Here is a 19,499-nt window from a genome sequence, read left to right on the forward strand (position 1 = left end):
TTTTATATATTTTTATACTGGTAATAAGTATCATACTTATGCTTTACTTGCATAAATAGTTTTGCTTTTGGTCTTTATGAAAGCCATTTTTTACTACATTATTCTAATATCATACCTATCCATTGCTATAGCATAAAATGTCAGTTATAGTTGTACCAATAGCGATTTTATGTTGGTTGTTTCATGCAAAAGATGGGCTATTTTGTCGATAGTGATTCGATACTGTTCCATAGAATCTCGCTCACGTATGGTTACTGTTTCATCTTCTAATGTTTGATGGTCAACAGTAATACAATAAGGTGTACCTATAAGATCTTGTCGAACGTATCGCTTGCCAATAGATTGATTGGCTTCGTAAACAATTGGAAAATCATATTTTAGCATATCCAATATGGCTAATGCCTTCTCTTCCATGCCCTCTTTTTTTAACAATGGGAATATGGCTGCCTTAATGGGTGCTAATGGAGGAGGGAGTTTAAGTAATGTCCTGTTGCCATGCGCTGCTTCACTTTCTGAAACTACTTTTTGATTTATCAAGGCATTGCTCAGAAGCATTAATACCAGTCGATCAAGACCTACAGAAGTTTCTATAACGTATGGTATATAGTGCTTTTGGGAGTTAGGATCAAAATAGTGCAATTTCTTTTTAGCATATTGTTCATGCTTACTTAAGTCAAAGTCTGTTCTGGAATGGATTCCTTCTATTTCTTTAAACCCAAATGGGAAATTGTATTCAATATCAATTGCATCTGCAGCGTAATGGGCAAGTTGCTTATGTGGGTGGATATGTATTTTTTGATCTGGGATACCCAAAACCTTATACCAGGCTATACGTGTTTTTTTCCAATAATCAAACCATTCTTTTTCTGTTCCTGGCTGAATGAAGAATTGCATTTCCATTTGTTCAAACTCTCGCATTCGAAAGGTAAACTGCCGGGCTACAATTTCATTTCTAAAGGCTTTCCCAATTTGTGCAATTCCAAAAGGAATTTTCATCCGTGCCGTTTTTTGTACATTCAAGAAATTAACAAAAATGCCTTGTGCTGTTTCTGGACGCAGATAAACAGTTGTGGCATCATTTTGAGCACCAAACTGGGTAGAAAACATTAAGTTAAACTGACGAACTGGGGTCCAGTTAGCTGTTTTAGAAACAGGACATATGATATTAGATGTTTGAATAAGCTTGTCTAAGCCTATAAGGTCGGCTTCCTGTAAGTAGGTTTCCATCGTCTCAATCAATGCTTTCGCCTCAAGTGACTTAGACTGTTCTGTAAGCTGCATTGCATGAGCTTCTATAAGTAAATCTACACGATAACGTTTTTGAGAGTCTTTATTATCTACCATTGGATCTGTGAATCCATCTAAGTGGCCTGAAGCTTTCCAGGTAGTAGGATGCATCATAATTGCAGCATCAATGCCCACAATATTTTGGTGCAGTTGGGTCATGCTTTGCCACCAAAAGTTTTGTATGTTCCTTTTTAATGCTATACCATAAGGTCCATAATCATAAATGGCTTGTAGACCATCATAAATTTCACTCGATGGATAAATAAATCCATAAGCTTGTGCATGTGCAACAAGATCTTTAAAGGTGTTATTTTGATTGGTAGAATAATCCTTGGTAGTACACATTTGTTGGTTCAATGTTTAATTTGTTAGTTGAAAAATTATTGGTATACAGAAAAATACCTCTATTTAATTAATACAGAGTGCTTTGACAAAGCTAGGTCAGCGTATAGGATCATATCCACTCCCTCCCCAAGGTTGACAACGTAATAGTCTGCGCAGGGTAAGTAAGGTGCCTTTATATACACCATACTTGGTAAACGCTTCCTTTGCATAAACAGAACAGGTAGGATGAAAACGACAAAGGGGTAGCAAAAAAGGTGATAAACAGTATTGATAGATGGTGATACAGAAACAACATAACCATCTAAGTAGACGCGACCATCTGGTTAGGATTTTTCCCATATATGCTGTATGCGTAGTATGCTCATTTTGGGGAACACACATCAAATGGCTTTGGATAGAATGACTTGTTTTAGTTTGTTCCTGTTTTCTAAGTCTATTCCATAAGGCTTTCAGCCTATCTAATATTACAATTCTACGCATCCTTATAGTTAGCTGTTGGTACAGATGAATGTAAATACCTTTTTACCTTGTTTAACATAGTCATTATGCTCCTTTATAGCCTTAGTAGAGTTACATATCAAATAGTTTTCTATTTCACCTTTTTTTCTTTTTTCTTGTAGCATATTTTCTAATTCTTTGCTGATGCCCAATAGTCCTTGCCTACCTGTAGAAAGAATTACTATAGCATCCTTGGCATTTTCAATTGCCAATAACTCTTCCAGAAATGTTGCTGGTAAGCCATGTTTTTTGCCACCATATTTGTGTTTTATACCAAGCTGCATCGTTCTAGGAAACTTTTCACTAGTTACACTTCCATAAAATTTAGGTGTTACTACCCATTTCGTTATCTCTTTACCAATTTCTATAATATTTTTTTCTGATTTAGAAAATGTACTTTCATTTGTATTGAAACATTGTTGACCATCTGTAACGTGGAAACGCAGTCTTTCAAAACCGAATTTTGTGAATATGCATCTATCTTTAGGTAGGTCTTTTTCATCATCATTAAGCTCAGACCATATCGGATGATAGATACTGGTAGCTGTATCTTTGGGCTTTTCACAAGCAAATAGTCCTAAGAAACATAGAAAATACGTAAACAATAAAAAATGCCTAGAAGAAATGGAAATCATAGAATGATTCATACAACAAAATAGAGAAAGTAAACAACAAAAATATTTATCCAAATCTAAATAAAATAAGCTGTATAGCAAAATATCCAGAAAATTTTCTATATACCAAAGAGTTTGTGTTCTTGAGATATCAGTTTTTTCATGTAGGATTGATTTATATTGATTCGATACTAAATACAAAAAGACATTTGTATATTTGTATTAGTTTATACGTTATTCCATATTTTTTTAACTGTTCTATGAGTCATGTAGGTCCTATGCGACTAGATTTTGTTAAATATCAAGCGACTGGAAATGATTTCATCGTTATTAACAATTTTGCAACCCAACAATACACCTATGATCCACTTCTAACACAACAACTCTGCCATAGACAGTTTGGTATTGGTGCGGATGGTATTATTACCATTGAAAAGCATAAATATTATGACTTTGAAATGCTACACTACAATGCAGACGGGAGTAAAGGTGGTGGTCTGTGTGGCAATGGGAGTAGGGCTGCTATTCACTATGCACAACAATTGGGACTTATTGAAAATAAAACTCAGTTTTGGGCTATGGATGGGCTGCATACAGGCTCTATAAACAATCAATTGATCTATTTTAGGTTGCAAGATATCATGTTTATTGAACAATTACATACAGGATATTTTGTAGACAATGGAACACGACACTACATAGAAATTGTAGAAAATGTTCATAATGTGGATATGGAAGAAGTTGGTTTCCCAAGGAGGAATATGGAACCTTTTCAAAACGAAGGAGTAAATCTCAATTTTATGCAATTATCTGGCAATAGTATACACCTTCGTACTTGTGAATGTGGGCTAGAGACAGAACCACTATCCTGTGGTACAGGGGCTGCGGCTGGTGCGCTTGTTGCACATATATATTATGGACTACATAGTCCTATAGAAATAATAACAAAGGGAGGCAAACTTTGGATAAAATTTGTGCGATTGCCCAATGGTCACTTTACCGAAATATATTTGATTGGAAATGTAAATCAGTCTTTTCATGGTGTTGTTGATCTTGGTAATCTTCCAGAAATTGTTTCGTAGTAGCATATAACACCAGCAATGAAATCAGAATCATTCGACTATATAGCCCTATGCATTTGTTATACGGTTAAAAGTTAAAAGCGTTTACTTTTAAGTAAAAAAAGCTTATTTTGCATTTCTTTTTTACAACTTTTCGTTATCTAAGCGGATATGAAGTGTTCTTTATTTATCGTTTATCAATTTTAAATGTATTATAATTGTTGCCATTCTTTATGTAAAAACTTTGTAAAATAATATGCATACAAAACAGGTCCCTCGCAGGAAAATATGGGAAAAAAATCTAAGCAAAGATCTGATCAAACTTTTGAGCTCTGAAAGAACACTTTTATCTGGCTTCAAATTTTTATGCAAACCTAGTGATACGTTCTCTTAAGCAGTACTTCAAAGTTCACTATCTAATATAATTTTACAATTAATAAATGATTGATTTCGAAACGTTTACATTGTCAAATGATCTAAAAGTTATTTTACATGAAGATACAACCAGTAATATTGCTGTAGTTGATATAATGTACGATGTAGGTTCTAGAGATGAACATCCTGCTAAAACAGGTTTTGCCCACTTATTTGAACATTTGATGTTTGGCGGATCCCGTAATATACCATCTTATGATACACCTTTACAACAAGTAGGTGGTGATAATAACGCCTATACAACTCCAGACGTAACGAATTATTACTGCTCTTTGCCTGCTATAAATCTAGAAACCGCTTTTTGGCTTGAATCTGATCGTATGTTTGGCTTGGCATTTGACGAAAAATCCCTTGAAGTGCAGAGAAAAGTAGTCATAGAAGAATTTAAAGAACGTTACCTGAACCAACCGTATGGAGATGTATGGCACCATTTAACAGATATGTCCTTCACTACGCATCCATATAACTGGCCCACTATAGGCAAAGAATTAAGCCATATAGAAAATGCTACTATGGATGACGTCAAAGATTTTTTTTATCAATTTTACAGGCCTAATAATGCTGTATTAGTAGTAGCAGGCAAAATAAAACTGAGAGAGGTAGAAAGATTATGCACAAAGTGGTTTGAACCCATACCAATGGGGCTACCTAATTATAGATCACTACCTCAAGAGCCAGAACAACTATCACCCAGGAGAAAAGTGCTCGAGGGAGATGTTCCTATGAAAATGATCTACAAGGCCTATCATATGCCTGGAAAATGCATGAAGGGTTATTATGCAGCTGAGGTATTATGTAACTTGCTGGGTGAAGGTAAGTCTGCTTTGCTACATGCGTATCTTGTAGAAGCACAAGAACGTTATACCAAAATAGATACCTATACGACAGAGTCATTTGATCCTGGTTTATTTGTAATCAGTGGTAGTTTGATGCATGATGTTGCATTTGAAGAAGCGGAAAACGCCTTATTAGAAGTGTTGAAAAAGATAGAATCTATTACATCTACTGACCTAGAAAAAGTAAAAAATCAAATGGAAACACATCTTGTCTTTTCTCGGGTAGATCTCATCCATCGAGCTCAAGATCTAGCAGCAGCAACTTTGTTGGGCAATACAAATTTAGTAAATAGTGAGATCGAACTGATTCGAAATGTTTCTCTAGAAGAGGTTAAGGTAATAGCGCAAAATATTTTACAAGAGCAACGTTGCACTACAATTTATTACAAACCAATTCAAAAAACATAAATCCAGATACCATAAACTAATTGTAATTATGTTTGAAAATCTAAGCAAAAATTTAGAAAAAGCCATTAAATCCTTAAAGGGACAAGGCCGCATTACAGAAATAAACGTTGCTTCTACGATCAAAGAAATCCGTAGAAGCTTGGTTCAAGCAGATGTTCACTATAAGGTAGCTAAGCAAGTTACTGATGCTATTAAACAAAAAGCCATTGGTGCCAATGTGATTACGTTCATTTCCCCGGGACAACTTTTTACAAAACTTGTACAAGATGAACTAACGCTTCTCATGGGTGGTGCGCATACTGAAGTGCGCCTTTCTGGTAATCCTGCTATTATTTTAGTAGCTGGCTTGCAAGGTGCTGGAAAGACTACTTTGGTTGGCAAGTTGGCACATTATTATGCCAAGAAAAATAAAAAGTCCCTTTTAGTTGCTTGTGATGTATATAGGCCTGCAGCTGTGGAACAATTACAAAAATTAGGGAAACAACTGGAAGTGCCTGTTTACTCAGAGCCGGATGAAAAACAAGCCTATACCATAGCCAAAAATGGTATTAAAGAAGCCAAAAATAAAGCAATAGATCTTGTAATTGTAGACACTGCTGGACGCTTATCTATTGATGAGGAGATGATGAAAGAAATTCGTATGCTTAAGGAGAACCTAAAGCCATCCGAAACACTCTTCGTTGTGGATGCTATGTCTGGTCAAGATGCGGTTAATACAGCACAAGTTTTTAATGAGCAGCTCAATTTTGATGGTGTTGTACTTACGAAATTAGATGGTGATGCCCGTGGTGGCGCAGCTCTTTCTATTCGTAGCGTAGTCAATAAACCTATTAAGTTTATTAGTACAGGAGAAAAAATGCAAGATTTGGATATCTTTCATCCAGATCGTATGGCTAGTCGTATTCTAGGTATGGGTGATGTTATCTCCTTTGTAGAGCGAGCAGAGCAGGTATATACCGAAGAACAGCACCGAAATATAAGCAAAAAAATAAAACAGAATCAATTTAATTTGGAAGATTTTGTTGACCAAATTCGCCAGATGAAAAAGATGGGAAATATAAAAGACATCGTTTCTTTATTACCTGGAATGGAAAAAATATTACAAGGTCTACCTATACATAATGATATGTTTAAATCCTATGAGGTAATGGTGGATTCTATGACAATTAAAGAAAAAAGGCACCCGCAAATTATTGGCCAAAGTCGCCGTGAACGTATTGCCCATGGCAGTGGAAAAAGCGTGCACGAAGTAACCCAACTGCTTAAGCAATTTAATGCAGTTTGTAAATTGATGAAACAAGTACAACAGAAAGGTCCTTCTTTTTTTGCCAGACTGATGGCAAAAAAGGTTAAGTGAAAATGGCACAATAATATATGGTAAAATTGTAAGAATTATGTGCCAATTATTTATCTTTGTAGTGGATGTTTGTGAAATGGTTCAAGTCATTCCATTAGCTGAGTAATGCCTAAGAATTTGTTCAAATTAATGCTTTATAGATGTTTCTTATAGGATTAATTATACTTTTACTTGTCTCGTTTTTGGGCTCTCGGCTACAAGGCATGAGCTTAAGCATGTTAGGAGGGCTGGGTGTGTTGTTGTTCATGTTTCTTTTAGATGCGGCGCCTGCAGAGCCTCCTTTTCAAGTTATATTATGTATTGCTGCTGTAGTTAGTGCAGTGGGAACCATAGAGGCTACAGGTGGGTTAGGGTACCTAGTACAACTTGCTGAAAATCTGATTAGAAAACATCCTCATAGCATTATATATATTAGTCCTATGGTTACCTATGTCATCACTTTTTTAGCTGGTACCAATCATATTGCTTATTCTATTCTCCCTGTTATTGCAGAAGTGTCTAAAGAAGTTGGTATCCGTCCAGAACGACCACTTTCACTATCTGTGATTGCAGCGTTACATGGCGCGCTTGCTAGTCCCATTTCCTCTATGATGGTTATACTGGGTGGTTTTCTAAGTGCTTCTGGCATAGCTATGGTAACCATTTTTAAAATTGTTATTCCTGCAACTATTGGCGGTTTAATGATTGCAACCTTGGTGGTCAGTCGGTTGAATAAAAAAATGCCAGATTCTTTCTACACAACCATACAGGAAAAAACAGGTCACGCAACAACTGCTGCTACAGCACCAGTTAGTTGCGTTCAACACGGCAGTACGCAGAAAGCTAAACGGTCTATTCTATTATTTTTATTGGGTAGTTTGCTGATTGTTCTGGTGGATTCTATTAAAACATTACGTCCCTCGTGGGAAATAAATGGTACAAAAGTTATGCTGCCAACAGATTTTATTCTGCCTTTGGTTATGTTATCTACTGCTGCATTGGTTATGATATTTTGTCGCATACCTGCTAGGTCTATTACACAAGGGAAAGCATTTACTGCTGGTATCCAAGGGATGCTTTCTCTTTTGGGCATTGCTTGGCTAAGCAGTACATTTGTTCAGTGTAATAAACCAGTTCTATTGGAATTTATTTCAGAGTATCTTTCCGCTCCTTGGCAGTTTTCTATTATCTTAATGTTTATGTCATCCATCATGGGCAGTTCTGCTGCTACCATAAAGGCCATATTCCCACTAGGAATCGCATTGGGCATTTCTCCTAAAATATTGTTAGCTTCGGCAGCAGCTGTTAATGCTGTATTTATTATACCTATCTATCCAACTATGTTAGCTGCTATGAACTTAGATACAACTGGCACTACACGAATTGGTAAATATTTATTCAACCATAGTTTTATGTTACCAGGCTTAGTTGCTATTATTGGAGCAGTTGGCTTAGGATTTTTACTGGTTGCGATTCTTATACCAGGTTAAACACCTTATTTAGACAATAAACTTTTATTTCTTATGGCTATAATTGGATGGATTATATTGGTATTGGTACTTATAATAGGATTTCGATTGGGTGGCATTGCAATGGGCTTGTTGAGTGGATTAGGCTTGCTTTTACTCATTTTCTCTGGCTATGTACGATCTGTATCACCCCCCTCTGAATTAATGATATTACAAGCTAGTTGGTTAATCTTTAATGCTACACTTGATGCGGTCGGTTTTTTTCATTTTTTAAATGAAAATCTTAAGAAATTTCTAGAAAAATACAGTCGATATACTTATTCATCTATTATTATCTTTTGCTATTGCTTAGCCTTTATAACTGGAGATAGAAAGTATTTTAATAAAATGGATAGTGCAATACGCAATAAATTGTCCATGCAACAGCTTGTTATGAGCCATATCTCTATACATATGGCATCACTAGTGAGCCCTTTATCTGTATCAGGCATCATACTTTTACTGGTGTTGCGTAACAATGCTTTACCCATTTTAGATATCTTTGGTATGGTTATCTCTATTACCGTTTCCATAATCGTATTCAGTGGTATAATTTTATATTTTATCCCTTGCAAATGGTCTAAAAAATTAGACCAACTATTCGAGTTGTATGGTGAACATAATCAAGTCTCAATAGTCCAAGCTGAAACCAATCTGGGTAGGCTAAAACAGCACAATTATATTTTGTTGTTTTTGCTTTTATGTTTAGTGCAAACCATATTGCTGTCAGTAAAACCTCAAACGGATGGATTAACGGGGGTAATTTACTGTAACAAGATTTTTTTAATTCAACTTCCTATGTTCTTGGCCTTAATATTACTTGCAGTTGCAGCCTTATCTACGTTGTATTGGAAAATAAAGCCTGCTAAAATCGTTGGATCTAATCGATTTAAAATAGGGATTCAACAATTTTTTATCTTTTTTGGATTGGTTTGGTTGGTAGAAACATTAGTTGATAATGATAAAATCCTTTTAGGAAAAATATTAAAAGAGGGTATAGCTATTAACAATTATAGTTTTTACTATTTAGTATACTTTTTTTGTCTATTGTTCATGGACGCGCCTATTATTATTTGGGTATTTGCCCCTTTGTTTATATCAAATCATTTTTCTTTCTTGAATATTGCCTTAATGATTATATCTATTTATGTTTTATCTATAATAAGGTCTTGCATGGTTGCAATTTGTAGAAAGAGAGGTGCACATAGACATGGATAATGTTCAATGCCAATTAGTATTAAATAAGAAATTCTTTTAAAAAATTCTGTATTAATATAGGTTTAGGCAAACCGTCAACTTCAATTTGATTGAATGGATGTAAAGAATATTTATTAAATAAATTTTCTCCATTTTGCAAAAAATCCTGGGTTGCTTCCATATGATGGAATTTTACAAATAATCTTTGGTGGGTTAATAGATGTTTCTTCTCGTTTTCGTAAGAAATGATCGATAGGTTATGTTTTTGTGCTAAAACCAGTAAAGGATCATTGATGTGATCTAGTTCCAGACGATGTTCATTCTCTAATAAATAGAAATCATACATGCCTTTCCAAATATCATTATGGATACGTTTTTTCATATATAACAGATTTTTGTATTTAATAACTATATAATCAAAGTAACGATGCTTTTTATTTAGTTTGGTTGTTTTAATAGGGATTTTTTTTTGACTATTTGTATGGAAGGCAACGCAGTACGGATTAAAGATACAAGTAACGCAAAGGGGTGCAGCTGGTGTGCACTGTAATGCACCAAAATCCATAATAGCTTGACTATATACATCAGGTTGGTCTTGATCTACCAAAGCAGTTGCAAGTTGATGGATTTGTTTTCTACCATATGTTGTACCAATGTCCTCCGTGAGGCCAAAAATACGTGTCAATACTCTGTAAACATTACCATCTACTGCGGCTACGATTTCTTTAGAAGATACTGCAGCAATAGCCGCAGCTGTATAGGGACCTATTCCCTTTAGTTTCAATAATGTTTGATAGCTACTAGGAAATATGCCATTATATTGTTTCACAACTGTTTGTGCACAGTAATGTAAGTTACGTGCCCTGCTATAGTAACCTAAGCCTTGCCATATGCGAAGAACCTCTTGTTCCGTTGCTTTAGCTAATGCTATTACAGTAGGGTATTGGGCTATAAAACGTTCATAGTAAGGCAATCCCTGTGCCACTCTTGTCTGTTGTAGAATGACTTCCGATAGCCATATTTTATATGGGTCTTTGGTAGTACGCCAAGGTAAAAAACGTTGGTGTACTTTATACCATGAGCATAGCAGATCACGAAAAACGGAGTAAGGAATAGCCATTCAATACACTATTTTAGTAGCACTAAAAAGCAAATTTTTCATATTTCAATAAAGCATTGAATGAATTGCTATTTATAGTTTAATACTACTGTAAAATAATAAATTTATATGAAGGTTGTATGTTCATCACATACTATATAGATTTTTTCTCTGTTTTTTATATAAATATCTTTAAAAGATCATATAATCAAAAAATTAATATTTAGCTATTTTAATAGACTGGTTTATACACAGTGTTTTCAACTCAAAGTGCTAAAGTCCTGACAGATATGCACAACATATAACAGATTCCTATTATTGGATGATTTACAGTACTGTACAATTTACTAGCATATGTGTATTTGTAAAAAATGAAAAAATCTTGTTTTTACAAAAAAATTACCTATACTGTGTTGTGTTTAAGGCACTATGAATTTTGTATTTCTCTTAAAAAAGAGTGCTCTTTTTTTAATTAGTATTGATTGAAAATATAAAGAGAAAAATTGGTTTATAATAATTGATATTATATGGAAATACAAAATCAGTCTCTATATCTCAATATGTATATGTCTTAAAGTTAAGACGTGAAAGTTTATGTTATGTACTTTATACGATTAAATAATATAATGCAATGTATATACATCATCACCGCTCATGTACATATGCCCATTTCATATTAATATGTATTGCGTTTTTATGCTTTACTACCGCTTGCAGTAGGTTAAATCATAACTATAATATTAAACCTGACCAATCAGCCACTGGAACAATGGCTGGAACAAGTGTTGCTTCTAGTTCTGCACAAGATTCTCATGTTGGTTGCAACAATTCCCCTGTGCTTGTTGAACCAGAATGGGAAAAGTTGATAAAAGAAATAGGTTCGTTTTTAAAGAAATCTTTCCAAGAAAACAAACAAGAGGAGTTATCACTACACCATGCTGTCTGGATAGGTAATCATACTGTTGTGAAACAGCTTTGTTTAGAGCATCCGGAGTATATCAACAAAAAAATTGCAGCAATGGGTAGTATTACGCCACTCCATTTGGCGATTTACAAAGAGGAAAATGCTTGTATCCCCTTACTTATGGAGCATGGTGCAGATATAGATAGTTTAATAGAACCATTCCAAATACAACCCATACATATAGCAGCTAGCCGTGGTTATTCGTCTATTATACAAACCTTGTTGGAGGCAGGATCTTCTATAAATATTACCGATTCAGAAGGAAAAACACCATTGCATTGGGCAGTAATGAATGGAGACATTAATTGTGTAAAAGAATTATTAAACAAAGGAAGTAATCCCAATAAGCGAGATCATTCAGGTGATGCTCCCTTATGTTTAGCTTTGCGTTATGGCAATCCGTATGTTATTGAATTATTGATTAAAGCAGATAGTAATGTTGCCTGTGACCACTGCATGAATAGTGATACGGACAAACTTCTTCGTTGGGCTATTGCTAATCAACAGGATCGTTGTATAGAAGCCTTATCGCATAAAGAGGGCATTCGAGTTGATATTTATAGCAAAGATGATACTGGCATATCCTTATTGGAATTGGCTATGCAGCTAGGCAACATTATGTGTCTTAAAGCATTGCTTATAAGAGAAAAAGGCCTATTACACTTTAGGGATAGCAAAGGTAACACTGTTCTCCATTTGGTAGCAGAGCATGGCTATGTAAAAATATTGGAAAGTATATTAGCCACTGTAGGGGTTGATCTAAATACAAACAATAGTGAGGGAAAAACACCCCTACATCTAGCAGTTATAGGAGGCCATACAGTAATCATAAACATGCTGCTTGCTACACGTAAAATCGATATAAATGAAACCGATAGCTATTGCATGAGCGCTCTTAATTATGCAATGAAAAATAGAGAATCTCCAGATATTATTGTAGCATTGTTATCCATACCTGGTATTGAGGTAGATGAAGATAATGGAAAAGAGTTATTACACTGGACCGTTGAAAATGGCCATATAGAAAGCGTACAAGCACTATTGGAAATTAAGGGTATCGATGTAAATATAAAAAATAATGGTCAGTCTGCTCTTTATTTGGCAGCAAGAAAAGGTCGTGTAGATGTAGCCAAATTGCTCATAAATAAAGGAGCTAAGATAAATGAAAAAAATAATAATATTTGGTCTCCTCTTTATGCAGCGGCAAAAAATGGACATACATCTGTAGCCGAGTTACTTATAAATAATGGAGCGAATGTAAATGAAGAAGATAAATGGGGAGACACTCCTCTTTATGTGGCAACAATCAATGGTCATACATCTGTAGTCTTGTTACTCATAAATAAAGGAGCCGAGGTGAATAAAAAAAATAATAATAGTTGGTCCCCTCTTTATGTAGCAGCAAAAAATGGACATACATCTGTAGCCGAGTTACTTATAAATAATGGAGCGAATGTAAATGAAAGAGATAAATGGGGATATACACCTCTTGATGATGCAGAGCAATACGGCCATAAAGTTGTAGCTGATCTATTAATAGAAAAGGGAGCTAAGGTAAATAAAAAAAATAACTGCGACCAAATCCCACCAGATTCTTCAAGTATTCAAGATGTTTGTAAGTGTTCTAATCGGTATCAATGTACTAAATGTGGATTTCATTGTCCTAATGATAATTGTCTTTGCCATTGTGCCCATCACTGTGAGACTTTATGCAATAACTGCGAATCTTGCTGTGGATGCCCTAATTGTGCATGTGTAAGAGAACAAGTATTAGCTTGTCAACAAGAGCGTGAACGACAAGCAAAAAAAGAACATGATCGATTGTTAGGTATTGAAGAACAAAGAACATTGAAAAAATAACTTAGTGTGATGCTATACAATGTATGAGATGGTAGAAACACTTAGATCGATGAATATCAGTACATAAAGTAATATAATAAACTATGAAAAAGATACTTGCTGGTATTTTAGCCATAAATACTTTTTTAATTGGTTGTAATAAAATAACTGCGTTTGAATCACCTGGTGGCCATAAGGATGGAAGTGTTACGACCTTTGAATTAGGGCATGGTAAAAAGATGGCTATATACCCAGATACAGATAACACGGGGAAATGGAAGGCGACCATTACAGACTGTTCATATAAAAAAACCTATACGATCATATGGGGAAATGGTATTTCTCTTTCAAGTATCCGAGATGGCTCGTGGCTCTCACGACACCATATGGAAATGGGTAATTCTCATCTCTACATAGGTCCGTGTGTGTTGCGTGGTGGTGGGAATAATAGCTCTTCCACTTCTGTTACTTGTGATACGAAAAAATTTTCCATTTGTAATAGACCAGAATGTAGGGAGTATCGGCTTATATGTAAATACTGTAAATGGTTTTGTCCTAACTGGGAATGTGCTAAACACTGTAATTGTGGTTGCAAGAGTCATATAGTTATGTGTCCTGGATGTCATGCTTGTCCTTATTGTCAAAAACCATGTAAACAATGTTGTGGGTGTGTGGTAATGCGATGTGCATCCTGCAAAACAACCATCGAAGATTGTAATTGGAAAGCTAGGAATTTGATTTGTTCAAATTGTGGAAGAAAAGATCCTGAAGTGATTGTACGTGGAGTAAAAAAAGTATAAACTATGAAAAAAATATTTGCTGGTATTTTATTTATAAATACTTTTTTATCCGGTTGTAATAAAACCACTTGTTTGCAAAACAATATGCAATCACAGGCTACCTTTGAGTTATCTAAAATGAATGATACATCCATTTGTTCACTTGGTGGCCATAAGAATGGTAGTATTACGGCCTTTGAATTAGATCATGGTAAAAAGATAGCCATATATCCAGATACAGATAACCCAGGGCAATGGAAGGCTACCATTACAGATTTCAGAGATAAATTTTCACATGAAAAAACCTATATGGTCATATGGGAGAAGGGTATTTCTCTTTCAAGTATCCGAGATGGCTCGTGGCTCTCACGTAACCATATGGTAATTGATGATGCTCATATCTATATAGGTTCGTGTGGATTGCGTGGTGGAGGATATTGGTGGCCATATGCATGTGATAAATGTTTGTGTTTTAACAAATGGTGGATATGCGAGCAATGTGGACTCGCCTGTGATGAAGGAGAGAGTGGTTTAGCCTGGGCTTGGACTATTGGAAGCCACTTTGTTACATTAGGTGCCAATACATTATATATAAGTGGAGTTGAACTTTATAAACTTTTGGGCCATAAGTGTAGCCGAGACAATTATGAAACTACTCTTACCAGGAGATTCTGTTTGAGTCATTGTGGTACAGATAAAAATGGATGTGTGCGCAGTAAAATGTGTAGACTCCATTGGAGTAGTTGCCCTAGGTGCAATCAATGTTCCATCTGTGAGGCATATTGCCGTACATGTTGTGGATGTATGAAGAGACAAATGGAAAAAATTCGTTCTAGGATTAATGTTGATCGATCAATTATTAGACCTATAAATCAGTTGGTAAACAATGAAAAAAGAGAAAATGATATGATGGAGATAGCTCAACAAGTTAATGCAGAAGCATGCAAAGCGGAACAAGAATGCAAAAAAAATGAAGCTATTAAAAGAACAGCAGAAGTGCTAAACAATACTTATTATGCTGTTCCTAAATGCACTAACATTGATACTAATACCAGTACTGATTCTGAAACTAATATTAGCACTGAGAATGAGACTGAAATTAGCACCAAAGATGGCTTATCTGCTCAAGCTTTATTTACGATCACAGCAAATACAGATGGGGGTAGAGAAGTCTTAGCAGAACTGTTAGAAAAAGGAATGTCTCTTAATGAAGCTGTTCCGTCTATTATACCTCATATCCCAGTTAATGTAGTGGAAGATATAAACGATATATCTAAAATAAAGAAATAAAGAAATATATTGAGTCGCTGCTCTTAGGAAAGACTACCCGAAGTTAGTAATGCGATAATAGACGCATTTGTTTCATATAAATATAAATTAGATTGATTTAAAATAGTTTTTATGATTCATTTCCCATGTAAGCGTCTTATTGCCCATATACTGTTATTTGGTCAGTTGCTGTCCAGCTGTCAAAGTCACACTTCATTCCATTGGAGGGCCATCAAGCACCGCAAGCAGTCACAGCCCTTGCAAAACGGTCCTTTGTTTATAGCTCCTGATCCGATTACTTATATATCCAAAGGAGGACATAAAGTACACTTTAAACAAGCATCACAAAAAAAATGGATTGCCTCTGTAGCAGAAAACCTACCTAAAGGTTTTAGTCGAACATTCGAGAACCTGCCTATTCGTTGCCAAAATCCCTACAGTGTAGAGATCCTATCTAACTATACACCAGCGTGGCATTCCCGTCATATTCATGTTATATTCCCTTCCACAAAAACAGGTACCACTGGTCTAATTTACATTGGTAGCATGGGATTACCGGGAGGTGCAGAAGGCGATGCTACCGGGGAAGCATCTAATTCTCATGAAATAGAATGGCAAGCAGGGGATATCTGTTGGTACTATAGTGAACAAAACGATACTAGAATAAAAGCAACTATTCTTAAAGTTCATTCAGATATTCGCCTTGCAGCATATATTATACTTACAGTTGATAATACTGACCATTTATATCATGTTTCTGTTCCAGCAGAAAAATTTATCGATTGGCAGCAGCAGCATGGTTTTGATCGTAATAAACAATGGAAAAAAAATGAATCATGTCATTACTATAGTGAAGAACAGCAAACCTTTTTTTCAGCCAGTGTTTATGGCTTTGAGCATAAGAACATCCCCTATTATACGATACAAGAGCATGGAGCAAATCAAGAAAAAAATGTACCCGGTGATCGATTATTTCCTATAGAAGGTGAAAATAGTACCACATCCCAACAAGCAAACGCAGAGGAATCCACAGGATCGAATAGACAAGGATCAATCCAAGAAGAAGCTAACATAGACCAGGATCAGCAAGAAGACCAAGAACAACCTCAATCAGAACGTAGAACTACCCCTCCTGACTATCAAAAAATGGCTGATAATCTAGTTGAATCCAGCCTTATGATCAGTGACGAAACACTTCCTTTATCCTTACACAAAGACACCTTTACAACGCTTTGGTCTCAGATTAAATCTATCTATCCTCCCGAAGAATTAGGTAATCTATTGGTCCACCTACAAGTACTTCAAGTTACTTATAACTTAGATATTGTTACATTAAACGCTTTACTTAGCTTTTTTACCCCTTATATAGATTCCCAGTTAACCACTCTAGTGGACCACCCCGATAATTGGCTTTTTCAGTTTCGAAAGAATTGGCTTTTAACGACGCACCCCTCTTTGCACACAACCCCTCGATTGTTAAAATATATGTCCAGTTTACCCTGGGATGCCCATCAGATTCAATCCCTTCTTGATTGTATTACCATCTCACCAGATATTGATAAAGATACAAACCCTGTCTTGTCTTGTTTGATCTACATGGCTAAATATCAAGTTCCTTATGTTTACTTTTTTCAAGCCATACACCCTTACCAAAAGGCGGAATGCCCATTACCTTGGTCCCTCATTCCCAGTATACTTTCCCAATACGCGTTATCCACTCAGCATACTACCCTTTATAGTGCAACGCCAAAACTTGCTCCTTTATTACAACATTTTTTACATGACGGCATTAAACACACCCATTTGGATAAGCATCTGACCTATATCCATGAACGATATGAAGATGCTCCATCATCAGAACAAAAGGATTTAATTGAAAAATGGCTTCAATCACTTACCCTACTATCCGACCATCTTCTTTCCCCTGACGTACTCATATCCGCTCTAGATCTTCTAGAAGGCAAGGACCCTAAATACTGGCCCGAAGCCATTCATGACTATCTACAAGAAAAGGTTTTTAAATACACCCATACCTATGATGACGATGAATTGATTGCCCTTTTAAAGGAAAAATCTCCAGCTGTTTCCTATTTAGATGACCAGATATCTAAAGACTATTCATCTTTACGCTCTGTTTATCAATCTACTTCACAACTAGCACCCGGAAAAGGGCCCATCTCTCAATGGAATGATAAAACCATTCAGCACTGGTCTGATGCCTATAAAAGAAAACCCAATAGCGTTCCCATTACTGAGCAATTGGCCGTTATTATGCGTGGCGTATCCATTGTTCATAAGATTACCCCACGCACCACTCAACTTCTTTCTACGCTTTCCCTTTACCATAATGATCAATCAAAAAGTAGGGGTCGCATTGCACAGATCAATACCGGAGAGGGTAAATCTTTGATCATAGCGATGTTGGCTATACTTCATAGCCTACAAGGAAAAAAAGTAGACATACTTACTACTTCTACAGAGCTTTCTACCCGAGAAGCCAAAGAACAATCCCCTCTTTTTTCCCTTTTTGGTCTCACAGTAGAAGCAAACAGTCCTAGGAAAAATGGTAAACCAATCGCAGATGAGATAAAGAAAACGCTCTATCAGAGCGATATTCTCTATGGTACACCCAGCAATTTCCAAGGAGACATACTACGTACAGAATTTTCTGGTAAAGATATCCGTGGGAACCGCGGCTTTCAGGTAGCCATTGTAGATGAAGCCGATAGCATGTTATTCGATAACCGCCTTAACTCTACCTATCTATCTGAGCATGCGCCTCATATGACCCATTTAGAGCTTCCCATAGCTGCTGCCTGGGGTCATCAACAACGGATCAAAAACCATTGTATAGATCGTAAAGGAACTATCTATTTTGTTAAACAAGATTTTATAACAGATGGTAAAGAAATTCAATTATTTATAAACAACCAATCGGTAAAACTTAGTGAAGAAGAGGAGTCATCCTATATCATTCCTTTAGGTAGCCCTGTTGATCAGGAAACCCTTATGATAAAAAATTCGGAGGATTACCTTAATACATTGCTCCGTACCCCCACTGCAGAAGAGTCTCAAGTTCTGAATACGAAATGGAAGAAAGCACATGATGCATATATACAAAATGAAAAAAATAAAAATAAACAAGACACCACAGCACCTACCGATCCAAAAGAAGAAAAAGATGCCGATTCTAGTTTACCTCCTACACCTTTTCTCCATACACCTCACCACTTACGTAGCTATGCCCAGTCTCAAGTACCCCATTGGGTAAAAAATATCTTTTATGGTAGTTTTGCTTTAAAAAAAGAAGGCCAATACACTGTAGAAGAAGGACGTATCATCCCGATTGATTGTGATCATACAGGGGTATTAGAACGCAGTATGGTGTGGAACAATGGTCTCACCCAAGCCTTACAAATCAAGGAGAATCTTGTGATTACCCCAGAGTCTGTTTCGACCAATACGATCACCAATGTAGGCTTTTTTAGCCGTTATAAAGGCCATATATATGGCCTTACTGGTACTCTAGGGGACCAAAATACCCGTAGTTTTTTATCCGATAAGTATGCATTAGACTGTATCGTAGTCCCTCCTCATAAGCAGATCGTTATAGAGGGCCAATCTAATAATAGCCCCTATATATGCAAAGAGCGTCGTTCATTAGTCTTTCATCAACAAGAAGCTTGGACGGAGTCGATTATTGATCATGTATTAACCCATGCTCGTTCTGGTGGCGCTGCCTTGGTCATATGCAAGTACATTCACCAAGTGGATACATTGCATACCTTGCTTAAAAAGCAATATGAAGAAAAAAAGCTCTTTACCTATACGGGCGCCATAGAGCAAGTATCCCATAGCATTACAGAGGATAGTACATCTAAAGATAAGGAAGGCAGCTCTACTCAAGAGGCTACTATTTCGAAAGTTCAGAAAGGAACTAATGGCAGTTTTACGAAAAAAGAAATTTTCGCTGGTGAGATCCTCTTAGCAACCAATATTGCTGGTAGGGGCACTGATATATCTA

General features: G+C 36.0%; 13 protein-coding genes and 1 pseudogene. 9 read left to right on the forward strand and 5 right to left on the reverse strand.

Features of this window, described 5'->3' with window-relative positions:
* Positions 1-43 precede the first annotated feature (43 nt).
* The 4 genes and pseudogenes from CCPUN_RS04910 to CCPUN_RS02890 all read right to left on the reverse strand — a co-directional run.
* Positions 44-103, reverse strand: a pseudogene (locus CCPUN_RS04910) (transposase-like zinc-binding domain-containing protein); the annotation flags it as partial.
* A gap of 41 nt (positions 104-144) precedes the next feature.
* Positions 145-1,632 (reverse strand): glycine--tRNA ligase, encoded by a 1,488-nt coding sequence (locus CCPUN_RS02880; RefSeq protein ID WP_133282080.1) that lies wholly within the window; start codon positions 1,630-1,632, stop codon positions 145-147.
* Positions 1,633-1,728: 96 nt separating this feature from the next.
* On the reverse strand, positions 1,729-2,112 hold the full coding sequence (gene yidD / locus CCPUN_RS04800) for a membrane protein insertion efficiency factor YidD (RefSeq protein ID WP_240034345.1): 384 nt from the start codon (positions 2,110-2,112) through the stop codon (positions 1,729-1,731).
* A gap of 8 nt (positions 2,113-2,120) precedes the next feature.
* Positions 2,121-2,777, reverse strand: coding sequence for a hypothetical protein (locus tag CCPUN_RS02890; RefSeq protein ID WP_165941920.1), 657 nt, complete (start codon positions 2,775-2,777; stop codon positions 2,121-2,123).
* A 245-nt stretch (positions 2,778-3,022) separates the two neighbouring features.
* Between CCPUN_RS02890 and dapF the strand changes: the two genes are divergently transcribed.
* The 5 genes from dapF to CCPUN_RS02915 all read left to right on the forward strand — a co-directional run bounded on the left by dapF (position 3,023) and on the right by CCPUN_RS02915 (position 9,546).
* Entirely contained in the window at positions 3,023-3,826 is an 804-nt protein-coding gene (gene dapF, locus CCPUN_RS02895) for a diaminopimelate epimerase (protein WP_165941921.1), read from the forward strand.
* 419 nt (positions 3,827-4,245) lie between these two features.
* Positions 4,246-5,484 (forward strand): M16 family metallopeptidase, encoded by a 1,239-nt coding sequence (locus tag CCPUN_RS02900; RefSeq protein WP_133282083.1) that lies wholly within the window; start codon positions 4,246-4,248, stop codon positions 5,482-5,484.
* A gap of 28 nt (positions 5,485-5,512) precedes the next feature.
* Complete coding sequence (gene ffh / locus CCPUN_RS02905) at positions 5,513-6,841, forward strand: signal recognition particle protein (protein ID WP_133282084.1); 1,329 nt, start codon at positions 5,513-5,515, stop codon at positions 6,839-6,841.
* Between the two features lie 140 nt (positions 6,842-6,981).
* Complete coding sequence (locus tag CCPUN_RS02910; RefSeq protein ID WP_133282085.1) at positions 6,982-8,310, forward strand: anaerobic C4-dicarboxylate transporter family protein; 1,329 nt, start codon at positions 6,982-6,984, stop codon at positions 8,308-8,310.
* A gap of 33 nt (positions 8,311-8,343) precedes the next feature.
* Complete coding sequence (locus CCPUN_RS02915) at positions 8,344-9,546, forward strand: anaerobic C4-dicarboxylate transporter family protein (protein WP_133282086.1); 1,203 nt, start codon at positions 8,344-8,346, stop codon at positions 9,544-9,546.
* A 19-nt stretch (positions 9,547-9,565) separates the two neighbouring features.
* Here the strand turns inward: CCPUN_RS02915 and mutY are convergent, their stop codons facing one another.
* Positions 9,566-10,645 (reverse strand): A/G-specific adenine glycosylase, encoded by a 1,080-nt coding sequence (gene mutY / locus CCPUN_RS02920; RefSeq protein WP_133282087.1) that lies wholly within the window; start codon positions 10,643-10,645, stop codon positions 9,566-9,568.
* 748 nt (positions 10,646-11,393) lie between these two features.
* On the opposite strand from mutY, the gene CCPUN_RS02925 reads away from it, so the two are divergent.
* From CCPUN_RS02925 to CCPUN_RS02940, 4 genes are all read left to right on the forward strand, one after another.
* Entirely contained in the window at positions 11,394-13,448 is a 2,055-nt protein-coding gene (locus CCPUN_RS02925; protein WP_165941922.1) for an ankyrin repeat domain-containing protein, read from the forward strand.
* Positions 13,449-13,531: 83 nt separating this feature from the next.
* On the forward strand, positions 13,532-14,227 hold the full coding sequence (locus CCPUN_RS02930) for a hypothetical protein (RefSeq protein WP_133282089.1): 696 nt from the start codon (positions 13,532-13,534) through the stop codon (positions 14,225-14,227).
* 3 nt (positions 14,228-14,230) lie between these two features.
* Positions 14,231-15,496 (forward strand): hypothetical protein, encoded by a 1,266-nt coding sequence (locus CCPUN_RS02935; RefSeq protein ID WP_133282090.1) that lies wholly within the window; start codon positions 14,231-14,233, stop codon positions 15,494-15,496.
* 111 nt (positions 15,497-15,607) lie between these two features.
* The coding region (locus tag CCPUN_RS02940; RefSeq protein ID WP_133282091.1) for a DEAD/DEAH box helicase at positions 15,608-19,499 on the forward strand (3,892 nt) is incomplete at its 3' end.

The sequence above is a fragment of the Cardinium endosymbiont of Culicoides punctatus genome (assembly GCF_004354815.1).
Lineage (GTDB): Bacteria > Bacteroidota > Bacteroidia > Cytophagales > Amoebophilaceae > Cardinium.